This is a genomic window from Cupriavidus sp. HPC(L) (assembly GCF_000307735.3).
Taxonomy (GTDB): Bacteria; Pseudomonadota; Gammaproteobacteria; order Burkholderiales; family Burkholderiaceae; genus Cupriavidus.
This window is the reverse complement of sequence record NZ_AMPR02000343.1, coordinates 1-1,843: the sequence shown is the minus strand read 5'-3', so window position 1 is coordinate 1,843 and position 1,843 is coordinate 1. Positions and strand designations below refer to the sequence as shown.

The 1,843-nt window shown below is 70.4% G+C and carries 2 protein-coding genes; one reads left to right on the top strand and one right to left on the bottom strand.

Annotated features, from left to right (window positions below; genetic code table 11):
• A partial coding sequence (metE, locus tag B551_RS17450) for a 5-methyltetrahydropteroyltriglutamate--homocysteine S-methyltransferase (protein WP_023264654.1) occupies window positions 1-1,185 on the top strand: 1,185 nt, incomplete at its 5' end.
• Between the two features lie 142 nt (window positions 1,186-1,327).
• Here metE and B551_RS17445 read toward each other — a convergent pair.
• A partial coding sequence (locus tag B551_RS17445; protein WP_023264653.1) for a DUF1214 domain-containing protein occupies window positions 1,328-1,843 on the bottom strand: 516 nt, incomplete at its 5' end.

The window sequence follows — 1,843 nt, the reverse complement described above, 5'->3', positions numbered from 1 at the left end:
CAGGTGCGCCAGCGCGTGGCCGCGGTGACGCCGGAGATGGCCGATCGCCGCAGCCCCTTCGCCCAGCGCATCGCCGATCAGCGCGCGGCGCTGCAGCTGCCGCCGCTGCCGACGACCACCATCGGCTCGTTCCCGCAGACCGCCGAAATCCGCCAGACCCGCGCGGCCTTCAAGCGCGGTGACCTCGGCGCGCTGGCCTATCTGCAGCGCATCCGCGCGGAGATCGAAGACGCCGTGCGACGCCAGGAGGCGCTGGGCCTCGACGTGCTGGTGCATGGCGAGGCGGAGCGCAACGACATGGTCGAATACTTCGGCGAGCAGCTGTGCGGCTATGCCTTTACCGAGTTCGGCTGGGTGCAGAGCTATGGCTCGCGTTGCGTCAAGCCGCCGCTGATCTATGGCGACGTCTACCGGCCCGAGCCGATCACCGTCGATACGGCCCGCTATGCGCAGTCGCTGACCGACCGGCCGATGAAGGGCATGCTGACCGGCCCGATCACGATGCTGCAATGGTCGTTCGTCCGCGACGACCAGCCGCGCGCCGACACCGCGCTGCAGCTGGCGCTGGCGATTCGCGACGAGGTGGCGGATCTCGAACAGGCCGGCATCCGCGTGATCCAGATCGACGAGCCGGCGCTGCGCGAGGGCCTGCCGCTGCGGCGTGCCGATTGGGACAACTATCTGCAGTGGGCGGTGCGCGCCTTCCGCATTGCCGCGGCCGTGGTCCGCGACGATACGCAGATCCATACCCATATGTGTTACGCGGAGTTCAACGACATCCTGCCGGCGATCGCCGCGCTCGATGCCGACGTGATCACGATCGAAACCTCGCGCTCGGCGATGGAGCTGCTCGACGGCTTTGCCGCGTTCGACTATCCGAACGAGATCGGGCCGGGCGTCTACGACATCCACTCGCCTCGCGTGCCCAGCGTCGAGGCGATCGGCCAGTTGCTGACGCGCGCCTGCCAGGTGATTCCGCCCGAGCGGCTGTGGGTCAATCCCGATTGCGGACTGAAGACGCGCGGCTGGTCCGAGACCGAGGCGGCGCTACGCAATATGGTGGCCGCGGCCCGGCAGTTGCGCGAGCGGCTGGCGGCGGAGGGTCCGGCGGGTCTGCGGGGCCAGCCGGTGGCACGCGAGCGTGCGGCCCATCCGGCGGGCCAATGCGATTGCGCGGCGCATTGATGGGGGCATTGATGGGCGCATTGATGGCGCATTGATGGACGCCTTCAGCGGCGCTGCAGCGCGGGCGCAATGACGAAGGGGCGGCTCCGGGCCGCCCCTTTTTGCTGCGTTGGCGCCAGCAGTTGGCGCGCGCTGTTGACGCTCAGTCCGCGCCGATCTTGCGCACCGGCGGCGCGCTCCAGTTGCCATCCAGCGCCGCCGGCTGCGGCCAGTAGAGCCGCAGCATCAGATTGAACGGACCGTCGGGAGCCGGCAGCCAGTTGGCCGCCTGCGCCCGCGGCGGCCGCGCATGCTGGACCACGATCTCGACCGAGCCGTCGCGGTTGCGCCGCAGCCGGTCGCGGCTGCCGATCGCATGGCGGTTCAACGGGTTCGCGACGACATCCTGCGCCTGGTCGTACAGCGACAGCGACCAGAACGCCTTGGCCGGCGGCAGCGCGTTCTTGTCGAAGCGGATCACATAGCGATTCCCACCGTGCAGCGGCTGGCCGCTGGCGTCCGCATTGGCGCGAAACACCAGCGTGTCCTCGCCCAGGCTGGTCCCCAGCGCCAGCCACGCGGTGGCGGCGCGGCGGTCGTAGTCGGTGCCGTAGCGCCCCGCGTCCTTGCGCGACAGCCAGGCCCCTGACGCCGCGCCCTCGCCGCCGCGCGCCAGCGC